Genomic DNA, 18,424 nt, shown 5'->3' on the forward strand with positions numbered 1-18,424 from the left:
CCTCCTACCGCATCGGTGGTCTCGGTGTCGGGACCGTTGTACGCCCGGCTGGCGGGCAGCGGAACGGTACGGAGGTTGACAGTCGTGTGTCGGCCGATCCACATCCTGCCCACGGCCCGCGGACAGGGCTTACCGTGGGTCACCCGCGACCACGGAGGTGCCCTCGCGCATGCGCATCGCCACCACGACCTTTCTCACCGACCAGACCATCTCTCCGGTACGGCTGGCGCGCGAACTGGAGCAGCGCGGCTACGCCGGTCTCTATCTGCCGCAGCACACCCATATCCCGGTCAGCCGGGAGACCCCGGCGCCGACCGGGGATCCGCTGCCGCCGGAGTACGGGCGGGCGCTGGACCCGATGGTCGCCCTGGCCCAGGCCGCGGCGGTCACCCACCGGATCACCCTGGGGACCGGAGTGGCGCTGGTGGCCCAGCACGACCCGATCGTGCTGGCCAAGCAGGTGGCCACGCTGGACTCGCTGAGCGGCGGCCGGTTCACCTTTGGCATCGGCTACGGCTGGAATGTGGAGGAGGCCGCCGACCATGGCGTGGAGTGGTCCTCCCGGCGGCGGCTGGTGCGGGACCGGGTGGCGCTGATGCGGGCCCTATGGGCCGATGAACCCACCGCGTACCAGGGCGAGTTCGGCTCGGTGCAGGCCAGTTGGGCCCATCCCAAGCCGGTGCAGCGGCCCCGGGAGCGCAAGGGCGCCGAGCCGCTGACCGGGCCGCGTACCCTGATCGGCGGCTCCGCGGGGCCCGGCCTGTTCGCGCATATCGCCGAGTACGCGGACGGCTGGATGCCGGTCGGGGGCAGCGGGCTGACCGAGCAGCTGCCCCGGCTGCGGGAGGCCTGGGCGGCGGCCGGCCGGCCCGGCGAGCCGGAGGTGGTCCCCTACGCGGTGCACCCCTCGGCGGGAAAGCTGGCGCACTACGGGAACCTGGGCATCGAGGAGGTCGTGGTCGGGCTGCCCACGGCATCGGAGGACGAGGTGCTGCGGGCGCTGGACGCCCATGCGGAATTCCTGTGAGCGGGCGGAGTTCCGGCGGAGCTTGGAGTTCCTGCGGGGCAAGCGGAATCCGGGGGCGGCGCGCGGAACTCGGCCGAGGGCGGCCGAGGGCGGCCAAGCTACTCGCTCGTATGCTCGGGGAATGACTTGGAGCGTGCAACGACCCGAAGCCACGGCACCCACGGCCAACGCCATGCGCCGGGCCCTCAAACGGGCCCGCGACGGCGTCGCGTTGGACGTTGCCGAGGCGGCCGTCCTGCTCCAGGCGCGCGGTGACGATCTGACCGAGCTGTGTGCCTCGGCGGCCCGGGTGCGGGACGCGGGGCTGGCGGCGGCCGGGCGGCCCGGCGTCATCACCTACTCGCGCAGCGTCTTTATCCCGCTCACCCGGCTCTGCCGTGACAAGTGCCACTACTGCACCTTCGCCACCGTGCCCGGCAAGCTGCGCCGGGCGGGCCACGGGATGTTTATGTCCCCCGACGAGGTGCTGGCCATCGCCCGGCGCGGGGCCGAACTGGGCTGCAAGGAAGCCCTGATCACGCTGGGGGACCGGCCCGAGGACCGGTGGCCCGAGGCGCGGGAGTGGCTGGAGGCCGAGGGGTACGACGACACCATCGCCTATGTGCGGGCCATGGCCATCCGCATCCTGGAGGAGACCGGGCTGCTGCCGCACCTCAACCCCGGCGCCATGAGCTGGACGGACTTCCAGCGGCTGAAGCCCGTCGCCCCCTCCATGGGCATGATGCTGGAGACCACCGCAGAGCGGCTGTGGAGCGAGCCGGGCGGCCCGCACTATGGCTCGCCCGACAAGGAACCGGCCGTCCGGCTGCGGGTGCTGGAGGACGCCGGGCGCAGCTCGGTGCCGTTCACCAGCGGGCTGCTGATCGGCATCGGGGAGACGGCCGAGGAGCGCGCCGAGTCGCTGTTCGCGCTGCGCCGGGTGTCCCGGGCGTACCACGGCATCCAGGAAGTCATCATGCAGAACTTCCGCGCCAAGCCGGACACCGCGATGCGGGGGATGCCGGACGCGGAACTGGACGACCTGGTGGCCACCGTGGCGGTGGCCCGGCACATCCTGGGCCCGTCCGCCTGTATCCAGGCGCCGCCGAACCTGGTGGACGGGGAGTACACCCGGCTGATCGGTGCCGGGATCGACGACTGGGGCGGGGTCTCGCCGGTCACCCCGGACCATGTCAACCCCGAGCGGCCCTGGCCGCAGATCGACAAGCTGGCCGAGCAGTCCGCGGCGGCCGGGTTCGCGCTGCGGGAACGGCTGGCGGTCTACCCGGAGTTCGTCCAGCGCGGTGAGCCCTGGCTGGACCCCCGGCTGCTGCCCCATGTCCGGGCGCTGGCCGACCCGGAGAGCGGGCTGGCCCGGGAGGACGCCGAGGTGCGCGGACTGCCCTGGCAGGAGCCGGAGGAGGTGTTCACCGCCGGCGGCCGTACCGAGCTGCACCGCACCATCGACAGCGAGGGCCGCACCGCCGACCGGCGCGCGGACTTCGACGAGGTGTACGGGGACTGGGAGGCGCTGCGGGAGGCGGCGGCGCCCGGGATGGCGCCGGAGCGTATCGACGGGGATGTGCGAAGTGCCCTGTCCCAGGCGGCCGATGACCCGACCCGGCTGACCGACGCCCAGGCGCTGACCCTGCTGCACGCGGACGGGCCGGCGCTGGACGCGCTGTGCCGGATCGCGGATGAGCTGCGGCGGGCGGTGGTCGGGGAGGATGTGACCTATATCGTCACCCGGAACATCAACTTCACCAATGTCTGCTACACCGGCTGCCGGTTCTGCGCCTTCGCCCAGCGGCGCACCGACGCCGATGCCTACACCCTCTCGCTGTCCCAGGTCGCCGACCGGGCCCAACAGGCCTGGGAGGTGGGCGCGGTGGAGGTGTGTATGCAGGGTGGCATTCATCCGGATCTGCCGGGTACGGCCTACTTCGATATCGCACGGGCGGTGAAGGAGCGGGTGCCGGGCATGCATGTCCACGCCTTCTCGCCGATGGAGGTGGTCAACGGCGCCACCCGGACCGGGCTTTCGCTCCGCGAGTGGCTGACCGCCGCCAAGGAGGCGGGACTTGACTCCATCCCGGGCACCGCGGCGGAGATCCTGGATGACGAGGTGCGCTGGGTGCTCACCAAGGGCAAACTGCCCACCGCCACCTGGGTGGAGGTCATCAAGACCGCCCATGAGCTGGGGATCCGCTCCTCCTCCACCATGATGTACGGGCATGTGGACCAGCCCCGGCACTGGCTGGGGCATTTGCGGACGCTCGCGGAAATCCAGCAGGAGACGGGCGGTTTCACCGAGTTCGTCACGCTGCCGTTTATCCACACCAACGCCCCGGTCTATCTGGCCGGGATCGCCCGGCCCGGACCGACCATGCGGGACAACCGGGCGGTGACGGCCATGGCCCGGCTGCTGCTCCACCCGCACATCACCAATATCCAGACCAGCTGGGTGAAACTGGGCGCCGAGGGGGCGGCGGAGATGCTGCGCTCGGGCGCCAATGACCTGGGTGGGACGCTGATGGAGGAGACCATCTCCCGGATGGCGGGCTCCTCCTACGGCTCCTACCGGTCCATCCGGGACCTGGTGGGCATCGCCGAGACGGCGGGCCGCCCGGCCCGGGCGCGCACCACCCTCTACGGTCCGGTACCGGCCGAGCGGCAGCAGGCGGCGCTGGCCTCGGACGGGCATCTGCCGCGGCTGCTGCCGGTGGTGGGGGATGTGGTGCGGGACGTAGTGGGGGACTGATCCGCACCTCCGCTGTTGCGGTTCTGTCGCGGACCGCCGATGGGACCGCGACAGTTACTGCATAAGGTGTCCCGCATGTCTTCGCCCCAGCCGCAGTACCCCTCACAGCCCCAGCAGCCGGACCAGCAGCCGCCGGGTGGCTTCGGTCCCCCGGCCACCTGGGGGCCGGAGGGCTCGGGGCATGCCCAGCCCACCATGTTCGCCCAGCCGGCCGTTCCCGGAGCGGGTGCGGGCGCGCCGGTGCCGCCTCCGGGTGCGCCGGGAGTGCCGGGTGGCGCTCCGGTGCCGCCGCCCGCGCCGGGCGTTCCCGGCGGGGCTCGGGGGCAGCAGCCCGGTGCGGGTGTCGCGGCGGCTCCGACGATGGTGGGCGGGGCTCCGGTGCCGCCTCCGGGTGCGCCGGGAGCGCCGGGTGGGTCGCCCGTACCGCCGCCCGGCGCCGCCATGGCGGCGGCCCCGACGATGGTGGGCGGGGCGCCGATATCGCCGGCCGGCCCGGGGATGCCCGGTGCCGGACATCCGGGTGCGCCCGGTGCGCCGTACGCGGGTGGCGCGCCCGTACCCCCGCCCGGTGCGGGGCAGTACATGCCCGGGATGCCGGCCGGCGGCGGCAATGGATCCGGGTCCGGGCGGCCCAGGAGCCGCACCTGGCTGGCCGCCGTCGGCGGAGTGGTGGCGCTGGCCGTGATCGGCGGCGGTGTCTTCTACGCGCTCAAGGGCGGCGACAAGAAGGACGACAAGAAGGCGGACGGCAAGAGCACGGTGGCCAGCGCTCCGGCGCAGCCCTCCGGGCAGCCGAAGGGGCAGGACCAGCCGGGCAATCCGCAGGGACAGCAGGCCGCTCTCCCGGCCGGCTGGCAGCCGCAGACCAATGACGCGCACGGCTTCGGCTACGCCGTACCCGGCAAGGCGGACAAGTGGCAGGTCCTCCCGACCGAGACGATGCTCTCCTACAACGAGAACGGCAAGCCCGTGGTCGCCATGCGCGGCACCACCAACTACTGGGAGGGCGGCTGCGCTTCGTCCCCCAACCCCGACGCCATCGGTGAGGCGGGCAAGGGCCAGCTGGCCACCATCGGCGTCACCGGCGGCGGCCGGGAGGGAACCCTGCAGAGCAACGCCCGTAACTGGGCGGGCAACTGGGGTGTGATGGCCTATGGCGGCACCGGTGCCACCAAGCCCAAGATCGAGGTCGGCCAGGCGACGCCGTGGAAGCACAATGGCATCGAGGGCTACACCGCCACCGCCAAGGTCGTCGTGACCCACCGGCCCAGCCCCTGTGTGCCGCCCACCGCGATCGTCAAGACCATCGCGCAGAAGCTGCCCAATGGGACCTTCCATGGCTGGGTCATCTACGCCGACCAGGGCGTGCCCCACGCCCTCACGGAGGCCAAGATCGACGAGATCATGAACACCGTCCACCCGGCCAAGAGCTGAGTCCGCCTCAAGTCCGGTCGATTACAGTGCTGAGCCGACCGATAGCCGAATGAAGTCGGAAGCCGGGAGGCTGGAAGTGACCACCACCGCCGGTACGGGGTCCCCACTGTGGGGCCGGGCGCAACAACAGGAGTTCCGTGCCCGGGTGCGCGGATGTCTGCTCGGCGGGGCGATCGGTGACGCGCTGGGCGCGGGCATCGAGTTCGAGTCCCTGTCGGCGATCCGCTCCCAGCACGGACCGGAGGGCGTACGCGACTATGTGCGCGCCTACGGCCGGCGCGGGGCGATCACCGATGACACCCAGCTCACCCTGTTCACGGCGGAGGGGCTGATACGGGCCCAGGTGTGCCGGGAGCCCTCCGGAGCCTGGCACCCGGCGGCCGAGGTGCACCGCGCCTATCTGCGCTGGGCCGCCACCCAGCGCGACTGGGGCCCGGACGAGCGGGAGCCGGACACCGGCTGGCTGGCCCGCGAGGAGTGGCTCTACGCCCGGCGGGCACCCGGCGAGGCATGCCTCTCCGGCCTGGCCGACGAGCGGATGGGCACCCTCCAGGACCCCAGGAACCCGCGCTCCAAGGGGTGCGGGGCGGTGATGCGCTCCGCACCCTTCGGCCTGCTGGCCGGCTGGGAGCCCGAGCAGGTATTCCAACTGGCCGTGGAGTGCGCGGTGTTGACCCATGGCCACCCCACCGGCGCCCTGTCGGCCGGGGCCTTCGCCGCCGTGGTGCACTTCCTGGTGCGGGGCGAGGACCTGCCGTCCGCGGTGCGCGAGGCGATGGCCCTGCTCGCCACCCGCCCCGGCCATGAGGAGACCACCGAGGCGCTGCGCCAGGCGCTGACCACCGTGCGGCAGGGGCTGCCCACCCCGGAGCGGGTGGAGTCGCTGGGGCAGGGCTGGGTGGCCGAGGAGGCCCTGGCCATGGGTGTGTACTGCGCGCTGGTGGCCGAGGATGTACAGCATGGCCTGCTGCTCGCCGTGAACCACGGCGGGGACTCCGACTCCACCGGTTCGCTCTGTGGCAATCTGCTGGGCGCGCTGCACGGGGAGACGGCGCTGCCGGCGGGCTGGCTGGCGGAGCTGGAGGGACGGGCCACCATCCTGGAACTGGCCGATGACTTCGCCATGGAACTGACCCAGGGGCCCTCGCTGCACGGCCCGTTGGACACCTCGGCGGCCTGGCTGGCGCGCTACCCGAGGAGCTGACCCCCGGCGGCCGGACCGCGGCCGATGCGTGAACCCCCTCGCCGGGCGAGGGGGTTCACGGTGGGGGGTGGCTCGGTAGGGGATCGTCCGGCTGGGCCAAAGGGTCGGTTCCCGTGGTGCCAGTCGTCAGGATGGGGTCAGCGGGTGCGGTCCTCGTCCGCCACCGTGGTCACGAAGGAGGTCCAGGCCGCGGGGGAGAAGGCAAGAGCGTTCCCCCGTGGGGCCTTGGAGTCGCGGACCGCGATGGCCTGCGGAAGAGGGGAGGCAACCTCCACGCAGTCGCCGTGCGCCAGCGAGTAAGAGGACTTCCGCCAAGAGGTGTTTCCCTGCTGAATGGCCATGATCGCTCCGATGCCTGTAGTGCTGTCTGTCAGATTCACAACGCCGGTTTCCCGAAGTGCGATTGACGTTACGCGCCAACATCGGTGCCTGAACTGGTCGTTCACCCGACCGGATGGCTTGTCCGGTCACTCCCTTCCCTCCGAGGTGGACCCCGGTGTACCGTTCCGCCTTCGCGATCAGCGGATGTGGGCAACCCCGGCACTCGGGACAACTCGCCCAGGCGGCAGCGGAGTTGGGATCAGCTGTCCCGGTACTCGTCGGCGATCCCGAGCATGAACTGCCGGGAGTGCTCGGCGTTGAGGGCCTGCATCCGCAAATGCTCGTACATCACGCTGTACGCCTGGACGTCATTGGGCTTCTCCAGATAGAGGTCGCTGGTGATGCCCTCCAGGTAGACCGTGCTGGCGTCCTGCGGGTCCTGGAACTCCAGGATGCAGAACTTGCCGTACATCCCCGGATGCGCGCCCACGTCATAGGGCAGCACCTGCACGGTGATATGCGGCCGCAGGCTGAACTCCACCAGATGCTCCAGCTGTTCGCACATCACCGAGCGGTTGCCCACGATCCGGCGCAGCGCCGACTCGTCGATCACCGCCCACAGCCGCAGCGGGTTGTCCGGGTCGGTGATCCGCTCCTGGCGGCGCATCCGGACCTGCACCCGCCGCTCCACCTCGGCGGCGGTGGCCTCCGGCCAGGAGCCCTCGGTCACCGCGCCGGCATAGCCCTGGGTCTGCAACAGCCCCGGCACCAGCGAGGCTTCATAGATGCGCAGCGAGGAGGCGTCGGTCTCCAGGCCGATATAGACGCTGTAGGGGATGTCCCCGAAGGCATGCCACCAGCCCTGCTGGCGCGACTCCTTGGCCATCTGCATCAGCGAATCGACGATCCGGTGGTCCTCGACCCCGTACACCCCGCACAGATCGCGGACATCGCGCTGGCTGATGCTGCGGCGGCCGTTCTCCAGCCGGCTGATCTTCGACTGGGAGACCAGTAGCCGTTCCGCGACCTCCTCGGCCGTCATGCCTTTGAGTTCACGGAGCTTGCGCAGCTCCTGCCCCAATCGGCGCCGCCTTACGGTGGGGTTGACACTGGACGCCACGGGACGCACCTCCGGCTCCGTCATGCTGCTTCTCCTGCTCCCGCAGCCTGCCACCACCGGTCGGGGCGGCGCTGGGAAATGGTCACACCGGATCCGTTCCCGGAGCGGGGTGCGCACACGCGTACGGGGCGGCGGTCCGTGCCGCCATCCCTGGCGGCCCGGGACCACCGCCCCGTACGCCTACGGAGACCTGGGTGCCGTCCGGCCGTACCGGCTCATGAGACGCCGGCGCGGGCCATGACCCCTCCGGTGCGGTGCGGAACGGTTTCGGCAGGTGCCACCGCGCCACGGACGCCCGCCGTCCGGCGGCCGGGGCCGCCGCCCGCCACGGCGGGGGCCCGGCGGGGCTGCGCCGCCACGCCGTTCTGTACGTCCAGTACCGCGTGGGCGACCAGTCCGCCCATCGGGTCGTGCCGGATCAGGTCCCGCAGCCTGGACCGCGAGGACCGCCCCTCATTGCCGGGGTAGAGGTGCTTGCCGAGTCCCACCGCGTGGGCCAGCGCGGCCAGGGCCGCGGTCCGCGGGTCCGGTGGCACTCCGGTGCGGATCGCGGTGTCCAGCCGGGCCCTGATCTCCCGGCTGATGGCCGTGTCCGTCGCCTGGTACCGGGTGGTCGGCAGCACCCCGCACATCTGGCCCGCCACGGCATGCACCATGCCGCAGCGCTCCAGGTGTGTGAGATAGGTCTGACGCAGCCCCAGCCGGGGTCCGCCGATCCAGTGCACGGCCCGTACCGGGCTGCCGCGGCGGCGCAGCAACTCCAGTGCGGTGTCCAGGGTCGGATCTCCTGTGGGCCGTGGCATCACCACGGCGATACGATCCCCGTCAGGGGCTATCCGTCCGGCCAGAGCCAGCTCCACTAGCTGCGCTCCGGCAAGACCGAGGTCAAGCGACTGCGGCTGCGCCGTGGTACCCGTTGCCGGGTCCAGGGCGAGCAGCAGAAGCTCCTCCGGAATTGTTCTGCGGCTCCTGCCCATCCATGCCTCCCCGCGTGGATGAGTGACAGGGTGACCCCTCTCACATTGGTCTGTCGAGGGTGCCTGGTGGCTTCGGGTGGGAACCGGTAGGTATGTCGCATCGTCTTGCACATGGGTGAAGCCAGGCAAAGCCTCTTACCTACGGTCGCGCGCGGGCGAGCCGGCGGCAGAGGACACTGGTAGACGATGAGATCGTTCGGGACGCCGGGGCGCGATGCGCGCCCCGTTCTGTCGAATGGCGCGGGAATCGAGGAGGCATCGGTGGCGGGCGAGTCCCCCGACAAGTCGGAGCAGCGTAAGTCGTCGGGGGAGGCGGCTGGCGGCGAACGCGACCCCAGGCTGGGGGTCCTCCGGGAGTCCGGGGCGGACAGCCCGCGGAAAACGGGGGGTTCGGCCACGGCCGACGATGCCGGTTCCTCAGGTTCCTCCGGCGAGGCGCGGACGGCCGTCGCCACGCGTGGTGGCGACCCGGATGGCGCAGCCGGTGCCGGTGATGTGGCCTCCGATGCGGATGCAAAGTCCGCGAAGGGCGGCCAGGGTTCTGAGGGTGCGGCCTCCGGCAAGGCCGGGGTGCCCGCCGGCGGTGACGCGCGGCTGAAGGCCGCGGTCGCGGCCTGGGTGGCCAGCGCGGAGGAGGAGGCGCCCGCGGGTGCCGATGGCGATGGCGCGGGTTCGTCCGGTGCGGGTTCGTCCGGGGCCGGGAAGGCCGAGGACCGCCCGGCGGCCAAGCCGCAGCGGACCGCCGCCGACGGTGCCGCGGATGACGATGCCGCCGGCTCCGGCGACCAGCCGACCGCCGTGTTCGCCGCGCCGCAGGTGAAGCCTGTGGCGCCGGTGGCGAAGGACGGTGTGGCGAATGGTTCCGGCAGCGCCAAGCAGGACGCCGCCAAGCCGAGCTGGGCCGCTTCGTCGTCCCCGAAGCCGGACGCCGCCAAGCCCGCCGCCGGTGCCGACCAGCCCACGGCGGTGATCGGCAAGGCCGAGGTGGACGCGGCCAAGAACGCGGCCGGCAAGGGCACCGTCTCCGCCGACCAGCCCACCGAGCTGATCAAGGCGCCGGTGGTCGAGCCGGAGCGCAAGAGCCAGTTCGTACCGCTGAAGACCGATAGCGCCCCGGCGCCGGCCAAGCCGGTCGCCAAGCCGGCCCCGGCTGCTCCGGCCGCGCCGAAGCCGGACGCCTTCAAGCCGGCCGTCCCGGTGTCGGTCGCGCCGCCCGCCCCCGCCGCCCCGCCGGCGCCCGGTCAGCCCGGTCAGCCCGGCCAGGCCGGTCAGCGGCAGGCGCCGCTGGACCTGCTGGCGCAGCTGACCAACACCCCGCCGCCGCCGGAGACCCCGGCGCGCACCGCGATGCGGCGGGTGAAGATCTGGACGCCGATAGCGGCGCTGCTGGTGATCGTCTTCTGTGTGGTGCAGGCGTTCCGCCCGCTGCCGGACGTGAAGCTGGAGCTGGACAAGCAAGCCGGGTTCACCTTCGGCGGTGACCGGTTCGACATGAAGTGGCCCAGCCAGGGCCAGTCCGCCGCCAAGGTGCTGGGCGTTGGCGATCTGGGCACCTACGGGGAGCAGAAGCCGGTGCCGACGGCCAGCATGGCCAAGGCCATGACCGCGTACGTCATCCTCAGCGACCACCCTCTGAAGAAGGGGGAACAGGGCGAGAAGATCACCATCGATGCGCAGACGGCGCGGGAGGGGAATTCCGAGAACGAATCGAGGGCCGAGGGCCTGAAGGAGGGGCAGTCCTTCTCGGAGTACGACATGCTCCAGATGACGCTGATCTCGTCTGCCAACAATGTGGCCCGCAAGCTGGCGCGCTGGGACGCCGGGAGCGAGGAGGCGTTCATCAAGAAGATGAACGACACCGCCAAGCGCCTCGGCATGACCAACACGACGTACACCGACCCCAGCGGCCTGAAGGAGACCACCGTCAGCACCGCCGCTGACCAGGTGAAGCTGGCCGAACAGCTGATCACGAATCCGGTGGTCCGGGAGATCACGGGCAAGCCCAATGTCCAGATCAACGGTGTTGCCACCAGGTTCGAGAGCAACATCAGCAACCTGCTGATCAAGGGCACTGGCGTGCTCGGCATCAAGACCGGTTCCAACACCCCGGCTGGTGGCACCCTGATGTGGGCGGCTCGCAAGCGGGTCGACGGCAAGGAACTGCTGATCGTCGGTGCCACCATGGCCCAGCACTTCAAGGGCCTGGACCCGAACGGAGAGAACAGCCTCTCCATGGTCAAGAACGTGAGCTACGAGCAGATGACCGCCGTCCAGAACGCTCTCCAGCAGGCCACACTGGTCAAGAAGGGCCAGGTCGTGGGCTATGTCGACGACCAGCTCGGCGGCAGGGTCCCGGTGGTGGCCACCAAGGACGTCAAGGCATTCGGCTGGGGCGGACTGCAGGCGAAGTTCAGCCTCGAGAAGCAGAAGCCGCTGCCGCACTCGGCCAAGTCCGGCAAGGTCATCGGCGAGCTGATCATTGGCACCGGCCCGCAGGCCGTGAAGGTCCCCGTCGCCCTGCAGAAGGCACTGACCCAGCCCGGCTTCGGCACCAAGCTGACCCGGCTGGGCTGAGCAACCGGCTGCCGGTCCGTGGTGATGCGTACCGGTCCGTACCGTTCGGTACGGGCCGGTGGCCGTTTCCCGGCCGGAGCCGCATCCGGGCTCGTGCTAGCGTCGCGAGAGTTTTGCGCGCCGATGCGTGAAGATGGGGGAGACCTCGGGGGAAGACGGGGAGAGCAGCAGTGACCACCGTGGGGCCGACACGGGCCGGGAAACCGGAGGAGCCGCCGGGTACGTCCGGCGGGCGACGCGTCCCTTCCTGGGCGCGGGCGACAACGGTCGGCGCCTGGCCGGCCCGGGGTGAATGGCGGCCCTGGCTGCGCCGGACGCTCCGGCAGCCGGTGCCGGTGACCTTGCTGGTGGCCGCGGTGCTGCATGTGCTGTGGTTCATCTTCTTCGCCAACAGCGGCGGTGACCTGGCGGCGCAGGACGCCTGGGCGGAGTTCGCGCTCCAGCACCCGGCCTCGGCGTACAACCTCGCCTGGTACGGCGGGATGCACCCGGTCTCCTACAGCGCCATCTCGCCCTATCTGATGGCCGTGCTCGGGGTGCGCACCACCATGATGGTGGCGGGCACCGTCTCCGCCGGGCTGATCGCGCTGATACTGGTGCGCTCCCGGGCGGTGAAGCAGCCGCTGTGGCCGGCGCTGTACGGGGCCTTCGCACTGGCCTGCAATGCGACCTCGGGCCGGGTGACCTTCGGGCTGGGCTCCATGTTCGGCCTGGCGGCGGTGGCCACCATCTTCGGCTGGCCGGCGAGCTGGCGGGCCGGTGGCCGCTACCGCTGGCCTCGGGCGCTGCTGGCCGCGATGATGGCCGGGCTGGCCACCGCCTCCAGTCCGGTGGCGGGCCTGTATGTGGGCATCGTGGCGGCCGCGCTGTGGCTGAGCCGGCGACGGATGGCGGCCTATGCCCTGGGGCTGCCGCCGGTGGTGGTGGTGGCCCTGTCGGCCTGGCTGTTCCCCTTCTCCGGGCAGCAGCCGATGGAGTTCACCTCGGCGATCCTGCCGCTGCTCAGCGGGGTCTTCGGGATGGTGTTCACACCGAAGTCCTGGCGCACGGTGCGGATGGTCTCCGCGCTCTATGTGCTGGGCGTGCTGCTGGTCTGGCTGATCCCTTCGCAGATCGGGACGAACATCGCCCGGCTCGGCATGGTCTTCGGCGGGGTGGTGCTGCTCGCCGCCCTGCTGGAACGGAAGGTTCCGCCGCGTGCGGAGCTGCTGAAGAGCGCCCGCACCTGGACCGTGGCGATGCTGGCCGCGCTGACGGTGACCATATGGCAGACCGCCAACACGGTCGCCGACATACTGCACACCACGCCCACCGCCTCCTGGGCGCGGCAACTGGCGCCGCTGGTGAACCAGTTGCAGCGGGTGGACGCCGGCCGGGGCCGGGTGGAGGTGGTCCCGGCGCGCAGCCACCGGGAGGCGTCCGCGCTGGCCCCGTATGTGAACCTGGCGCGCGGCTGGAACCGGCAGGCCGACCTCAAGCGGAACCCGGTCTTCTACCAGGATGGCGAGCTCACTCCGGACAGCTACCGGACCTGGCTGCACCGCTGGGCGGTGCACTTTGTGGTGCTGCCCAAGGGTGAGCCGGACCACGCGGCGGTCAAGGAGGCCAAGCTGGTCGACCAGGGCCAGCCCTATCTGCGGGAGATCTGGTCGGACGCCAACTGGCGGCTGTACGAGGTCAAGGACCCCACCCCGCTGGCCGCCCCGCCGGCGTCGGTGCTGCGCGCGGACGCGGACGAGCTGACCATCACCGTGCCCTCGGCGGGCCAGGTGCTGATCCGGCTGCCCTACTCGCCCTGGCTGGGCCTGCTGGACGCGTCCAACAAGCCGGTGGCGCCGCCGAAGTCGGGGCCGGGCGGGGAGCCGCCGGTCAATGTCAACGGCTGTCTGACCAAGCAGGTGCAGCAGCCGGAGGGCGACCAGCCGGAGGACGACTGGACGGTGCTGCACGCGCCGCATCCGGGCACCTACCGCATCGGCGCCCCGTACAAGTTCCCGCGCGGCACCGGCTGCCCGGACGACCTGGCTCCGTAACCGGCCGCTCACCCGTTCGTCCTCGCGTGGCGTGCGGGGCGGGGCAAACGCGGCTTGGCTCTAAGGTGCGCGGAACCCCCACCTGCTGCGGTACATCGGTGTGCCGCGTCCGCGCGCGGAGGAACGAGCATGCGTACTGCACGAGTGCTGACCGGGGCCGGCCTGGCCATAGCTGTCTGCGGGCTCGTCGGCGGCCCGGCGTTCGCCGGGGACTTCGACAAGCTGGACATCGCACCGGCGGGCGTCCAGCCCGGTGCGACGGTCACCGTGAGTACCCTCGCCTGCGGCAAGAAGGGCATGGGTAACGGTGACGCCAGCGCCGTCGGCGGGCCCGCCTCCTTCGACCTCAAGGCGAGCAGCCGCGAGGGGCTGGTGGCCGGTGAGTTCAAGGTGCCGGAAACGGCCAAGAACGGCACCTATGGCATCGGTGTCCGGTGCAAGAACGGCAAGGAGGCCACCGGCGATCTGATGGTCAACAACGGCTCCTCGCCGGCTCCGTCCGGTTCGCCCGGCAAGGAGATGCCGGCCGGGCCCGCCAAGGCGGCCATGCCGCCCAGCGGCGGAATGAAGACCGGTGTCGGCGGTACCAGCGACGACTCCGGCACCGCGGAGATCGTGGCCGGAGCGACGGTGCTGGCCACGGCGGCGATCGGCGGCACCTGGCTGCTGCGCCGGCGCGCGGGCAGCGGGCGGCTCTGACCGAGCCGAAGTCGCCGGCTGGTCGCATGCCCTGGTTCCCCGGTCCGCCCGGCGACGGGAAGGGCCGGGGAGCCGGGCCGGCTCGCGGCGTATGTCCGTACGCCCGTGGAGGACCCGATGCCGCCAACTCCCCTCACCCGCCGCACCCTGACGGCCTCGCTGCTCGCGGCCGCGCTGTTCACCGGTACCTGGCTGATCGACGACGGCGCCCGGACCCCCGGGCCGCCCCCGCAGCCCTCCAAGGCCGAGGCGTTTCCGGTCCGGCCGCCCATGGGGCCGCAGCGGCCCCAGCCGCGCGTTCCGGCGCTGCCCTGGTCGGCACCCACCCGGATCCGAATACCCGAGATCAGGGTGGACGCCCCGGTGCGGGGGCTGGGGCTGATGCCGGACGGCTCGCTGGCCACCCCGCCGGAGGACGACAACAACCTGGCCGGCTGGTACCAGGACGGCACCGCGCCGGGCGCGATGGGCACCGCGGTGCTGGCCGGGCATGTGGACACCGCCGGCGGTCCCGCCGTCTTCTACAACCTGGGCGCGCTCAAGCGCGGGCATCTGGTGGAGGTACAGCGGGCGGACGGCCGTACCGCGCTGTTCACCATCGATGCCATCGAGGTCTACGACCGCAAGGACTTCCCCTCCCGCAAGGTCTACGGGGCTTCCGGGCGGCCGGAGTTGCGGCTGGTCACCTGTGGCGGGGGCTTCTCCCAGGAGATCAACGCCTATCTGGGCAATGTGGTGGTCTACGCCCATCTGACCGGGCAGCGGCAGGACTGGGTCAGCGTGCCTGAACTTCCCGTACCCATGCCGTCAGGCCGGCGTGGAACCCCGCTCGGTCCTGTGCTGACAGACCGTCAAGCGCCCGCAGCAGGGGAGCCGACCGCCGGGCGATGAACTCCTCGAGCGCCGGCCGGTGTCGCGGGGCGATGGAGACCAGGGTGCGGCGCCGGTTGGCCGGGTCCTCGCCGCGCTCCACCAGGCCCGAGCGGCTGAGCGCGCCCACCAGTTCGCTGGCGGTGGAGAGCGACAGCCGCATCCGGCGGGCCAGTTCGCTCACCGTCAGCGGCTGTTCGGCCAGCAGCTGGGGCAGCACCGCGCCATGGCGGGCGGTGAGTCCATGGGCCTCGAAGTGGGCGCGCAGATCCCCGGACATGTCGTCCCAGGCCCGGCTGAGATGGCTCTGCAGCAGCGGGATCAGGCCGATGATCTCGGTCTCCTCCAGGGTGGGGACGCGGGGACCGGTGGCGGCGGGGCGGTGTGGCATGGGATTGAGTCTAGATGCTTCGGATATCCAAACGGTACGGTGTTCCAAACCATTCGGTTTTTCGAACTGAAGGGACGGCTTGGCATGCCCGTCATCGGTTACACGGACGCGCTCAATGACGCACTGGAGCGCATGCAGGACCTGGGGTACGAACGCGGCGCCCAAGGCGACCTGACCAACCATGGCCCGATGGGCGCCGAGGCGCTGGCCCTGCTGGGGCACGGCGGCGAGGTGGCCGCCTGGGTGGAGAGCTACCGGACCGCCATGCCGCACCATGAGGTGCCCGCCCGCTCCCGCCCCATCGACCCCGCCGACGCCTCCTCCTGGCGCCCCGCCCTGGGCGACTTCTCCCGCGCCGGCGACTGGGAGCAGCTCTTCGAACGCGAGCTGGCCCAGCGGCCCTGGCGTGAGGTGCTCATCGAGTGGTGGCCCCGGCTGCTGCCCGGCCTGCTCTCCCAGCTGACGCACGGCCTGATACGCACCGCGCACGCGGTGCGCTCACTGACCGCCACCGAGCGGCCCACCCGGCTGCAACTGGTGGAACTCTCCCGGGGACTTGCCTACTGGGCGGCCCGGTTCGCCCATCTGCCCGGCGAGGTGCGGATGCGGGGCACCATCGGCATGGGCGCCGCCATCGCCGCCCTGCCGCGCACCCCGCTGGACGACGCCCGGGGCGGCCGGGCCGCCTATGGCCGGCGGCTGGCCGATCCCGGACAACTGGCGGGCTGGGAGCAGGCGCTGGACGCCCTGACGCCCGCCCACACCCAGTGGCTGCTCTCCGAGCTGACCTGCGAGTTCGCCGGGGTCTACCTGGGGCAGCGGAAGCTGTTCCCGGTGCCCCTGATCCATGCCGTCACCGCGCCCGCCGCCGCCCGTCTGGTGCTGCCACAGCTGCCCGAGGAGCTGCACCTGCCCACGCTGGCCGCGCTCTGGCATGTCAACTCCGCCATCCTGCTGGCCTTCACCGCCGACCGGGCCGCCGAGGACGGGGCGGTGCGGGAGGCGGCCGAGGCCCAACTCCCGCCGTTCGGCGAACTGGTCGCCCGCGCCGTGGAACACGGCGACGAGCATGTCATTAAGTTCACCGAAGCCTGTGCGCGGGAGTACGCGCTGCGCCCCGACCCGCGCTACCCGGCCGCCGTGGTGGCCGCCCAGCAGCGCATCAAGCCACTTCGGCGGACAGCGAGTTGAGCAGGTCGAGGATGGGTTGGCCGTACTTGGCCAGCTTGTTCTCGCCCACGCCGCCGATGGTGCCCAGGGTCTGCAGGGAGTCGGGCCGCACCGTGGCGATCTCCCGCAGGGTGGCGTCATGGAAGATCACATAGGCGGGTACGCCCTGCTCCTTGGCGGTGGCCGCGCGCCAGGCCCGCAGCTCCTCGAAGACCGGCACCGCCGCCTCGGGCAGCTCGGCGGCGGCGCGGCCGCCGGAACCGGAACTCTTGGACCTGGCCTTGGACTTGGGCTTCTCCGGCTCCCGGCGCAGCAGCACCTGCCGCTGCCGGCCCAGCACCTCGGCGCTGGCGTCGGTGAGCACCAGGGTGCCGTACTCGCCCTCCACCGCCAGCAGCCCCTCGGCCAGCAACTGCCGTATCACGCCCCGCCATTCGACGGCGCTCAGCTCGGTGCCGATGCCGAAGACGGTGAGCGCGTCATGGTCGTGCTGGATGACCTTGGCGGTCTTCTTGCCCAGCAGGATGTCGATGATCTGCCCGGCGCCGAACTTCTGGCGCCGCTCCCGGGCCAGCCGGAGGACCGCGGACAGGAACTTCTGCGCGGCGATGGTGCCGTCCCAGGTGACGGGCGGAGTCAGACAGGTGTCGCAGTTGCCGCAGGCGGTCTGCGCGGACTGCCCGAAGTAGGCGAGCAGCCGCCCGCGGCGGCACTCCACCGTCTCGCACAGCGCCAGCATGGCCTCCAGGTGCGCGGCCAGCCGGCGGCGGTGGGCGTCGTCCCCCTCCGAGCCGTCGATCAGCTTGCGCTGCTGCACCACATCCTGCAGGCCGTAGGCCAGCCAGGCGGTGGACGGCAGGCCGTCCCGGCCGGCGCGGCCGGTCTCCTGGTAGTAGCCCTCCACCGACTTGGGCAGGTCCAGGTGGGCGACAAAGCGGACATCCGGCTTGTCGATGCCCATGCCGAAGGCGATGGTGGCCACCATCACCACCCCGTCCTCGCGCAGGAACCGCGCCTGGTTGGAGGCGCGCACCGAGGCGTCCAGGCCCGCGTGGTACGGCAGGGCCTCGATGCCCTGGGCCGCCAGGAAGGCCGCGGTGTCCTCCACGCTCTTGCGGGACAGGCAGTAGACCACCCCGGCCTCGCCCTGGTGCTCGCCCTGGATCAGCTCCAGCAGCTGCCGCCGGGGCTCGGCCTTGGGCACGATCCGGTACTGGATGTTGGGCCGGTCGAAGCTGGCCACAAAGTGCCGGGCGTCGTCCAGCCGCAGCCGGTGGGCGATCTCCCGGCGGGTGGCCTCGGTGGCGGTGGCGGTCAGCGCGATGCGCGGCACATCCGGCCAGCGCTCGTGCAGCGCGGACAGCGCCAGGTAGTCCGGCCGGAAGTCGTGGCCCCACTGCGCCACACAGTGCGCCTCGTCGATGGCGAAGACCGAGACCTTGCCCCGGTCCAGCAGGGACATGGTGGACTCCAGCCGCAGCCGCTCCGGGGCCAGATAGAGCAGGTCCAGCTCGCCGGCCAGGAACTCGGCCTCCACCATCCGGCGCTCGTCCAGGTCCTGGGTGGAGTTGAGGAAACCGGCCCGTACGCCCAGCGCGCGCAGCGCGTCCACCTGGTCCTGCATCAGCGCGATCAGCGGCGAGACCACCACGCCGACCCCGGGTCTGACCAGCGCCGGGATCTGGTAGCACAGCGACTTCCCGCCACCGGTGGGCATCAGGACCAGGGCGTCGCCGCCCGTGATCAGATGCTCGATGATCGTCTCCTGCTCGCCGCGGAAGGCGTCATAACCGAAGACGCGCTTGAGGACGCCCAGGGCTTCGCTGCTGCTGGTGGAGTCGTTCACGGGGTCGGCCATTCCGGC

General features: G+C 71.6%; 14 protein-coding genes. 9 read left to right on the forward strand and 5 right to left on the reverse strand.

Features of this window, described 5'->3' with window-relative positions; all coding sequences use genetic code 11:
* Positions 1-169: 169 nt before the first annotated feature.
* The 4 genes from ACIHFE_RS12695 to ACIHFE_RS12710 all read left to right on the forward strand — a co-directional run bounded on the left by ACIHFE_RS12695 (position 170) and on the right by ACIHFE_RS12710 (position 6,405).
* Positions 170-1,027 carry a TIGR03619 family F420-dependent LLM class oxidoreductase gene (locus tag ACIHFE_RS12695; RefSeq protein WP_400105854.1) on the forward strand — a complete coding sequence of 286 codons (858 nt, stop codon included), beginning with the start codon at positions 170-172 and terminating at the stop codon, positions 1,025-1,027.
* A 121-nt stretch (positions 1,028-1,148) separates the two neighbouring features.
* Positions 1,149-3,767, forward strand: coding sequence for a bifunctional FO biosynthesis protein CofGH (locus ACIHFE_RS12700; RefSeq protein ID WP_400105855.1), 2,619 nt, complete (start codon positions 1,149-1,151; stop codon positions 3,765-3,767).
* Positions 3,768-3,842: 75 nt separating this feature from the next.
* Positions 3,843-5,201 (forward strand): hypothetical protein, encoded by a 1,359-nt coding sequence (locus ACIHFE_RS12705; protein WP_400105856.1) that lies wholly within the window; start codon positions 3,843-3,845, stop codon positions 5,199-5,201.
* Between the two features lie 49 nt (positions 5,202-5,250).
* Positions 5,251-6,405, forward strand: a complete 1,155-nt coding sequence (locus tag ACIHFE_RS12710) for an ADP-ribosylglycohydrolase family protein (RefSeq protein ID WP_400105857.1) — start codon at positions 5,251-5,253, stop codon at positions 6,403-6,405.
* 137 nt (positions 6,406-6,542) lie between these two features.
* Here ACIHFE_RS12710 and ACIHFE_RS12715 read toward each other — a convergent pair whose 3' ends face one another.
* The 3 genes from ACIHFE_RS12715 to ACIHFE_RS12725 form a co-directional block, all read right to left on the reverse strand.
* Positions 6,543-6,746, reverse strand: a complete 204-nt coding sequence (locus tag ACIHFE_RS12715; RefSeq protein ID WP_400105858.1) for a DUF397 domain-containing protein — start codon at positions 6,744-6,746, stop codon at positions 6,543-6,545.
* 239 nt (positions 6,747-6,985) lie between these two features.
* Positions 6,986-7,846 carry a helix-turn-helix domain-containing protein gene (locus tag ACIHFE_RS12720; RefSeq protein ID WP_400106067.1) on the reverse strand — a complete coding sequence of 287 codons (861 nt, stop codon included), beginning with the start codon at positions 7,844-7,846 and terminating at the stop codon, positions 6,986-6,988.
* A 215-nt stretch (positions 7,847-8,061) separates the two neighbouring features.
* A complete protein-coding gene (locus ACIHFE_RS12725) occupies positions 8,062-8,823 on the reverse strand; it encodes a GPP34 family phosphoprotein (protein WP_400105859.1) in 762 nt (253 codons plus the stop codon).
* 261 nt (positions 8,824-9,084) lie between these two features.
* Here ACIHFE_RS12725 and ACIHFE_RS12730 point away from each other — a divergent pair, with 261 nt between their 5' ends.
* From ACIHFE_RS12730 to ACIHFE_RS12745, 4 genes are all read left to right on the forward strand, one after another.
* A complete protein-coding gene (locus ACIHFE_RS12730) occupies positions 9,085-11,397 on the forward strand; it encodes a serine hydrolase (RefSeq protein ID WP_400105860.1) in 2,313 nt (770 codons plus the stop codon).
* A gap of 170 nt (positions 11,398-11,567) precedes the next feature.
* Positions 11,568-13,430 carry an MFS transporter gene (locus ACIHFE_RS12735; RefSeq protein WP_400105861.1) on the forward strand — a complete coding sequence of 621 codons (1,863 nt, stop codon included), beginning with the start codon at positions 11,568-11,570 and terminating at the stop codon, positions 13,428-13,430.
* A 129-nt stretch (positions 13,431-13,559) separates the two neighbouring features.
* Complete coding sequence (locus tag ACIHFE_RS12740) at positions 13,560-14,129, forward strand: hypothetical protein (protein WP_400105862.1); 570 nt, start codon at positions 13,560-13,562, stop codon at positions 14,127-14,129.
* Between the two features lie 117 nt (positions 14,130-14,246).
* On the forward strand, positions 14,247-15,020 hold the full coding sequence (locus ACIHFE_RS12745; RefSeq protein WP_400105863.1) for a class F sortase: 774 nt from the start codon (positions 14,247-14,249) through the stop codon (positions 15,018-15,020).
* Here ACIHFE_RS12745 and ACIHFE_RS12750 read toward each other — a convergent pair.
* The gene (locus tag ACIHFE_RS12750; RefSeq protein WP_400105864.1) at positions 14,905-15,390 is read right to left on the reverse strand and encodes a MarR family winged helix-turn-helix transcriptional regulator; all 486 of its coding nucleotides are present in this window, start codon (positions 15,388-15,390) and stop codon (positions 14,905-14,907) included. The two genes, ACIHFE_RS12745 and ACIHFE_RS12750, sit on opposite strands and share 116 nt — an antisense overlap.
* A gap of 84 nt (positions 15,391-15,474) precedes the next feature.
* On the opposite strand from ACIHFE_RS12750, the gene ACIHFE_RS12755 reads away from it, so the two are divergent.
* Entirely contained in the window at positions 15,475-16,581 is a 1,107-nt protein-coding gene (locus ACIHFE_RS12755) for a hypothetical protein (RefSeq protein WP_400105865.1), read from the forward strand.
* On the opposite strand, the gene recQ is transcribed toward ACIHFE_RS12755, so the two are convergent.
* Positions 16,553-18,418 carry a DNA helicase RecQ gene (recQ, locus tag ACIHFE_RS12760; RefSeq protein WP_400105866.1) on the reverse strand — a complete coding sequence of 622 codons (1,866 nt, stop codon included), beginning with the start codon at positions 18,416-18,418 and terminating at the stop codon, positions 16,553-16,555. The two genes, ACIHFE_RS12755 and recQ, sit on opposite strands and share 29 nt — an antisense overlap.
* Positions 18,419-18,424 lie beyond the last annotated feature (6 nt).

The sequence above is a fragment of the Streptomyces sp. NPDC052396 genome (genome assembly GCF_044593195.1).
In the GTDB taxonomy this organism is placed as follows: domain Bacteria; phylum Actinomycetota; class Actinomycetes; order Streptomycetales; family Streptomycetaceae; genus Streptomyces.

Excerpts from the sequence above, each read along its gene's own strand:
- ACIHFE_RS12750 (WP_400105864.1), bottom strand. The coding sequence starts at position 15,390 with ATGCCACACCGCCCCGCCGCCACCGGTCCCCGCGTCCCCACCCTGGAG.
- ACIHFE_RS12755 (WP_400105865.1), top strand. The coding sequence starts at position 15,475 with ATGCCCGTCATCGGTTACACGGACGCGCTCAATGACGCACTGGAGCGC.
- ACIHFE_RS12740 (WP_400105862.1), top strand. The coding sequence starts at position 13,560 with ATGCGTACTGCACGAGTGCTGACCGGGGCCGGCCTGGCCATAGCTGTC.
- ACIHFE_RS12745 (WP_400105863.1), top strand. The coding sequence starts at position 14,247 with ATGCCGCCAACTCCCCTCACCCGCCGCACCCTGACGGCCTCGCTGCTC.
- ACIHFE_RS12705 (WP_400105856.1), top strand. The coding sequence starts at position 3,843 with ATGTCTTCGCCCCAGCCGCAGTACCCCTCACAGCCCCAGCAGCCGGAC.
- ACIHFE_RS12710 (WP_400105857.1), top strand. The coding sequence starts at position 5,251 with ATGAAGTCGGAAGCCGGGAGGCTGGAAGTGACCACCACCGCCGGTACG.
- ACIHFE_RS12715 (WP_400105858.1), bottom strand. The coding sequence starts at position 6,746 with ATGGCCATTCAGCAGGGAAACACCTCTTGGCGGAAGTCCTCTTACTCG.
- recQ (WP_400105866.1), bottom strand. The coding sequence starts at position 18,418 with ATGGCCGACCCCGTGAACGACTCCACCAGCAGCAGCGAAGCCCTGGGC.
- ACIHFE_RS12700 (WP_400105855.1), top strand. The coding sequence starts at position 1,149 with ATGACTTGGAGCGTGCAACGACCCGAAGCCACGGCACCCACGGCCAAC.
- ACIHFE_RS12695 (WP_400105854.1), top strand. The coding sequence starts at position 170 with ATGCGCATCGCCACCACGACCTTTCTCACCGACCAGACCATCTCTCCG.
- ACIHFE_RS12725 (WP_400105859.1), bottom strand. The coding sequence starts at position 8,823 with ATGGGCAGGAGCCGCAGAACAATTCCGGAGGAGCTTCTGCTGCTCGCC.